A 6468-nucleotide genomic window follows, 5' to 3' on the forward strand; every position below is an offset into this window, starting at 1 on the left:
TGCCGTCCGGCCGGGCTCAGCCGGGTGCCCGATCGCCGGCGATTCGCGTGCCGTACAGGGTGGTCACCAGGTGCCGAAGGCCGTTTCGCCGTTCGTGTTGATGGTGGTGGCGAGGGTGTCGGGCTGCAGGGACTTCGTCTCGGCCAGACAGCGGACGATGAGCGGGATCAGGTAAGGGGCATTGGGCTTGCCTCGGTGGGGAACCGGCGGGAGGTAGGGGGCGTCGGTCTCGACGAGCATCAGCTCCGGCGGCGTCACCTCGGCGGCCGCGCGCAGGTAGCCGGCGTTCTTGTAGGTGACGGGGCCGGAGAAGGACAGGAAGTAGCCGGCGTCGACGCACTTCCGGGCCAGCTCGGCGTCGCCCGAGAAGCTGTGGAAGACCACCACCTCGGGCGCGCCCGCCTCGGCGAGGACCCGCAGCACGTCGTCGTGGGCCTCCCGGTCGTGGATCACCAGTGCTCTGCCGGTGCGTTTGGCGATCTCGATGTGCGCGCGGAAGCTCGCGTGCTGGTCGCTCTTGGTGGCCCAGTCACGGTAGTAGTCGAGGCCGGTCTCGCCGACCGCCCGGACGCCCGGCTGCCTGGCCAGGTCCTCGATCTCGGCCAGCACCTCGGGCGTCGCCGCGTGCGAGTCGTTCGGGTGGATGGCGACGCCCGCGTAGACGTCGTGGTGCAGCACCGCCGCGTCGGCGCCCCACCGCGAGGACGGCAGGTCGTAGCCGATCGTGAGCAGCCGGGTCACCCCGACCGCCCGCGCCTCGGCGAGGATGCCCTCGACCGTGCCCGTCGCGGCCTGTGCCGCCTGGGCCACCGCGTCGGCCATGGACGCCTGCCGGTTGCCGACCATGATGTCGAGGTGGCAGTGGCTGTCGAAGACCTCGGCGCCCAGCGGCTCGGGCGGCGCGGGAATCTTGCTCATGACCCGCCGCTCACAATTCGGTGCTCACGATTCGGTGCTCACGATTCGGCGCTCACGATTCGGCGCTCACGATTCGGCGCTCACTTCAGCGAGACGGGCCAGCTCCTCGTCGACCACCTTGGGATCGAGCTTGGGGAACAGCGGCGTGGGCGGGGCGAGCGGGATGCCCGCGCGCAGCGGCGTGTGCTCCCAGCGGGCGGCGTCGTCGTAGTCGCCGGTGATCACTGGGTACTGCCTGCCGGAGTCTTCGCCGACCTCGCGGATCTCCGGCATGCCCGACCAGACCCCGGTGCCGCCGAGCATCGCGTGGATCTTGTTGGACGAGCCGGGCAGGAACGGCGTGAGCAGCGTCTTCGCGTCGTCGACGACCTGGAGCGCGACGTGCAGGATCGACTTCTGGCGCTCGGGGTCGCCCTTGAGCTTCCACGGCTCCTGCTCGGCGAGGTATTTGTTCGCCTCGCGGACCACGTCGAGCGCCTCGGTGGCCGCGTTCTTGAACCGGGAGCGGGCCAGTTCGGCGCCAACCGGGGCGAACGCCGCGCGGGAGCGCGCCAGCATCGCGCGGTCGGCGTCGGTGAGGTCACCGGCCTCGGGGATCACCCCGAAGTTCTTGGACGCCATCGAGATCGACCGGTTGACCAGGTTGCCCCAGGCCGCGACCAGCTCGCCGTTGTTCCGGTTGACGAACTCCGACCAGGTGAAGTCGGTGTCCTGGGTCTCCGGCCCGGCCACGGAGATGTAGTAGCGCAGGGCGTCGGCGTCGTAGCGCGACAGGAAGTCGCGGACGTAGATGACCACCTGGCGGGAGGAGGAGAACTTGCGCCCCTCCATGGTCAGGAACTCGCTGGAGACCACTTCGGAGGGCAGGTCGAGGGCGCCGAGCGAGCCGGGCGTGCCGTCGCGCGATCCCTGTCCGTTGTAGCCCATCAGCATCGCCGGCCAGATCTCGGCGTGGAAGACGATGTTGTCCTTGCCCATGAAGTAGTAGCCGCGGGCGTCGGGGTTCTGCCACCACTGGCGCCACGCTTCGGGGTCGCCCGACCGCTTGGCCCACTCGATCGAGGCCGACAGGTAACCGACGACCGCGTCGAACCAGACGTACAGCCTCTTGTCGGTCCGGTCGCGCCACCCGTCGAGCGGGATCGGCACACCCCAGTCGAGGTCGCGGCTGATCGCGCGCGGCTGCAGGTCCTGGAGCATGTTGAGGGAGAACTTCAGCACGTTGGGCCGCCACTCGCCCTGCTTGCCCTGCAGGTAGGTGCCCAGCGCCTCGGAGAAAGCCGGCAGGTCGAGCATGAAGTGCTCGGTCTCCACGAACTTCGGGGTCTCGCCGTTGATCTTCGACCGGGGGTTGATCAGGTCGATCGGGTCGAGCTGGTTGCCGCAGTTGTCGCACTGGTCGCCGCGGGCCCCGTCGTAGCCGCAGATGGGGCAGGTGCCCTCGACGTAGCGGTCGGGGAGGGTGCGGCCGGTGGACGGCGAGATCGCACCCATCGTGGTACGCGGGAAGACGTAGCCGTTCTTGTGGAGCCCCTTGAAGATCTCCTGCGCGATCGCGAAGTGGTTCTCGGTCGTGGTCCGGGTGAACAGGTCATAGGAGAGCCCGAGCGCCGTGAGGTCTTCGGCGATCACCCGGTTGTAGCGGTCGGCGAGCTCGCGGGCGGTGACGCCCTCCTTGTCGGCCTGCACCTGGATCGGCGTGCCGTGCTCGTCGGTCCCGCTGACCATCAGCACCTTGTTGCCCGCCATCCGCTGGTAGCGGCTGAAGACGTCAGAGGGCACGCCGAAACCGGAGACGTGCCCGATGTGGCGGGGTCCGTTCGCGTAGGGCCACGCGACGGCGGTCAGGATGTGCTGGGACATGTGCCAAGCCTAGAGGTTGCGTCGAACGGATTACGCCTCCGCCGGCTCCTTTGTGACCGCCTGCGCGGCTTCCTCGGCCGCGGACGCCGCGACGTCGATCGGGGTCTCCCTGGTACGGCGGATGCCGAGGATGCTGATGAACAGCGCGGCGAAGATGGTCTGGAAACTCATCACCAGCGCGGTCGCCGAGGGCACGACCAGACGCAGCGACTCGCGCGGGTCGAGCTCGCCGAAGCTGCGGATCTGCCAGTGCACCAGTGAGGCCACCAGACCGGCGAGACCGGCGAGCGCCAGCAGGCCGCCGACGATCAGACCCCGCTCCAGAGTGATCACGTCGACCAGGCGTTTGATCCGCCGGTCTTCCGGCAGGAAGCCCTCCTCGGCCGCGTAGACCTTGGTGAACAACGCGAACAGCACCGCCTGGAAGCCGATCACCACCATGGCCGAGGCGCCGACCAGGGTGTCGACGTCGAAGGCCAGCTCGCCGATCTCGACCGGGCCGAAGGTGAGCGCGGTGCCCGCGACGAGGCCGAGCGCCATCAGCAGCAGGCCGGGGATGAAGAACAGCCAGCGCGGGCTGTAGAGCATCAGGAAGCGCAGGTGACGCCAGCCGTCGCGCCAGGAGCGCAGGTGCGGCGGGCGGGTGCGGCCGTCGGGCGACAGCGTGGTGGGCACCTCGCGTACGTCGAGGCCCTGGAGGGTGGACCTGACCACCATCTCGCTGGCGAACTCCATGCCGCCGGTCTGCAGGCCGAGCCGCAGGATCGAGTCGCGCCGGAAGCCGCGCAGCCCGCAGTGGAAGTCACCGATGGCCGAGGGGAAGAACAGCCGCCCGATGAAGGAGAGCACGGGGTTGCCGAGGTAGCGGTGCAGGGGAGGCATGGCGCCGGGCGCGATGCCGCCCTTGAACCGGTTGCCCATGACCAGATCGGCGCCGTCGCGAAGCTGCTCAACAAAAGGGAGCAAAGAGGTGAAGTCGTAGGAGTCATCGGCGTCGCCCATGATCACATAACGTCCACGGGCCGACCGGATCCCGCCCATGAGGGCGTTGCCGTAACCCTTCTCCTCGACGTGGACCACCCGCGCGCCGGCGTCACGGGCGAGTTGCTGCGAGCCGTCGGTGCTGCCGTTGTCGGCGATCACCACCTCGCCGTCGATGCCGTGTTCGCGCATGCAGTCGACTGCCTTGCGCACACAGGTCTCCACGGTCTCTGCCTCGTTCAGGCAGGGCATGACCACGGTCAGTTCCACGTCTCAACCCTTCGCTGACAGCACGTGCAATTTCACCATCATGCCCCCTGCCCGGCCGTGCACGGGTCAAGACCACCAAACGGCTGGCATCCTGTAAGCCATGGTGAGCGTTGCGGAGTCGCCGCGGCTGAACGCGTCCGCGGCGAGCAGAGGGAGGCGTCTGATCGCTTTCCTCGACCGGCATCGGTGGTTCGCCGCGGTCTTCGCACTCGGCGGGCTGCTGCGTGTCGTGACCATGCTCGGATACCGCCCAGCGCTGTGGTTCAACGACTCCTACGAGTACGTTTCGGTCGCGCTGCACCCTTTTCGGCCGCACCCGATCCGCCCCAACGGCTACGGCTACTGGCTGCTCGCGTTGGAGCCGTTCCACAGCTTCAGCTTGGTGGTCTTCACCCAGCATCTGATGGGCCTGGCGACCGCGGTGCTGGTTTACATACTGCTGCACCGGCGTTTCGGGCTGCCCGGCTGGGGCGCGGCGCTGGCCGCGGTGCCGGTGCTGTTCGACGCCTACCAGATCCAGCTCGAACACCTCATCATGTCCGACGCCATGTTCACGCTGCTGTGCGTGGGCGTGATCACGCTGGTGCTCTGGCACCGGCGGATGTCCTGGCGGGTCGGCGCGGTGGTCGGCCTGCTGCTGGCGCTGACCGCGCTGACCCGGAGCATCGGCCTGGCCATCCTGGCCCTCGTCGTGGTCTTCCTGCTGATCAAACGTGCCGGTCTGCGGCCGGTCCTGGCGATGGTGACCGCCTGCGCGCTCCCGGTGCTCGCGTACATGGGGTGGTTCTCCGCCACCTACGGGAACTTCGCGATGACCAACAGCGACGGCCCGATCCTCTACATGCGCACGGCCCTGTTCGCCGACTGCGACAAGATGGGCCTCGACGAGCGCAAGGACCTGGAGCTCGGGCTGCTGTGCATCATCGTCCCGCAGAACCAGCGGGGGATCTCCGGGCAGGGTTTCCTGTGGTGGGACCGGGCGGGGCAGAAGTTCCACGTCTTCGGCCCCGGCACCAAGTTCGACGTCGAGATGAACGCGAACGCCAGCAGGTTCGCCATGCGGGCGATCACCTCCCAGCCCGGCGACTACCTCTCCGTCGTCGCCCGCGACTTCTTCCGCGCCTTCCGCTGGGACCGTCCCGTCTACCCCGACGCCAGCACCTTCCTGCAGTACGAGTTCCCCCGCGCGGAGAAGCCGCTGCCCACCTGGTCGCTGTACCGGGGCAGGGCCGACACCGACGCCGAGACCTACGAGCGCGGCTCGGCGGCCACCCAGATCGTCCAGCCGTGGGCAGATTTCGTCCAGGGCTACCAGCGGCTGGTCCACCTCCCCGGCACGGCGCTGGGCGTGATCCTGCTGATCGGCCTGTACGGCGTGGCCGTCCGCTGGCGCAAGCTGGGCGGCCCGGTGCTGCTGCCCTGGCTGGCGGCGGTCGGGCTGATCCTCGCCCCCGCCGCGACCGCCGAGTTCGACTACCGCTACCTGGTGCCCGCCGTACCCCTGGCGTGCCTGGCGGCGGGCATCTCGCTGCGCCACGGCGTACGGCTGCCGCGGTGGGTCAGACCCAGGACCGCATCAGCATCCGAGCCTGCCACTGAGCGAAAGTGATCAGCTCGCCCGCGAGCACCGGGTAGAGGAAGGCGAAGTTCATCAGGGCGAGCAGGGTGAACGCCCCGACGGCCGAGGCCCCCATCGCCCGGCGGGCTGGGCTCGCCTTCACCGGCCCGATGACCATCCCGGCGACGAGCACGATCGCCAGCACCATGAACGGCACCAGCGGCGCCATGTAGAAGAAGTACATCGTCCGGTTGTCGGCGACGGCGTAGTAGAACCAGGGCAGCCATCCGGCGGCGTAGGCCAGCAGCACGCTCCCGGCCCGCCAGTCGCGGGTCGCGACGTACCAGGTGATCATCGCGATCAACGCGGCCAGTGCGCCGTACCAAATGACCGGGGTGCCCACCCCGAGCACCGCCTCCGAGCACCGGTCGGCCCCGCAGCCCTTCGCGTTCGCGGGGTAGTGGAACGCGACCGGGCGCAGCAGCAGCGGCCACTGCCACGGCTCCGACTGGTACGTGTGGCCGCTCTCCAGGCCGGTGTGGAAGCCGAGCACGGCGAGGTGGTAGTCGATCCAGGAGCGCAGCGAGTCGAAGACGAAGTACGCCGGGCCCGCGGAGATCGCCTGGCCCCAGTTTCGGCCATAGCCGAGCGAGGAGACGAACCAACCGGTCCACGACACGATGTAGGTGACCGCGGGAGCCAGGGCGAGGGCCGTGAGGGCGGTCGGCAGGTCCCGCTTCAGCGTCCCCCGGTACGGCTTGCGCAGGCCGATCGCGCGGCGCGCCCCCGCATCCCACATCAACGACATCACCGCGAACGCCAGCAGGAAGAAGATCCCACTCCACTTCACCGCACACGCCGCACCCAGACACACCCCC

5 protein-coding genes are annotated in these 6468 nt (G+C 69.0%); 1 reads left to right on the forward strand and 4 read right to left on the reverse strand.

Annotated features, from left to right (window positions below; genetic code table 11):
* Positions 1–63 precede the first annotated feature (63 nt).
* The 3 genes from MBA17_RS27025 to MBA17_RS27035 form a co-directional block, all read right to left on the reverse strand.
* Entirely contained in the window at positions 64–918 is an 855-nt protein-coding gene (locus MBA17_RS27025) for a TatD family hydrolase (RefSeq protein WP_238499387.1), read from the reverse strand.
* A 66-nt stretch (positions 919–984) separates the two neighbouring features.
* On the reverse strand, positions 985–2781 hold the full coding sequence (gene metG / locus MBA17_RS27030; RefSeq protein WP_238499388.1) for a methionine--tRNA ligase: 1797 nt from the start codon (positions 2779–2781) through the stop codon (positions 985–987).
* Positions 2782–2811: 30 nt separating this feature from the next.
* Entirely contained in the window at positions 2812–4032 is a 1221-nt protein-coding gene (locus tag MBA17_RS27035; RefSeq protein ID WP_238499389.1) for a glycosyltransferase, read from the reverse strand.
* Positions 4033–4132: 100 nt separating this feature from the next.
* Between MBA17_RS27035 and MBA17_RS27040 the strand changes: the two genes are divergently transcribed.
* Positions 4133–5641, forward strand: coding sequence for a hypothetical protein (locus MBA17_RS27040; RefSeq protein WP_238499390.1), 1509 nt, complete (start codon positions 4133–4135; stop codon positions 5639–5641).
* Here the strand turns inward: MBA17_RS27040 and MBA17_RS27045 are convergent.
* The coding region (locus MBA17_RS27045; protein ID WP_455432861.1) for a dolichyl-phosphate-mannose--protein mannosyltransferase at positions 5592–6468 on the reverse strand (877 nt) is incomplete at its 5' end. The genes MBA17_RS27040 and MBA17_RS27045 overlap by 50 nt on opposite strands.

The sequence above is a fragment of the Dolomitihabitans soli genome, assembly GCF_022213955.1.
Classification (GTDB): Bacteria; Actinomycetota; Actinomycetes; order Streptosporangiales; family Streptosporangiaceae; genus Streptosporangium_A; species Streptosporangium_A soli.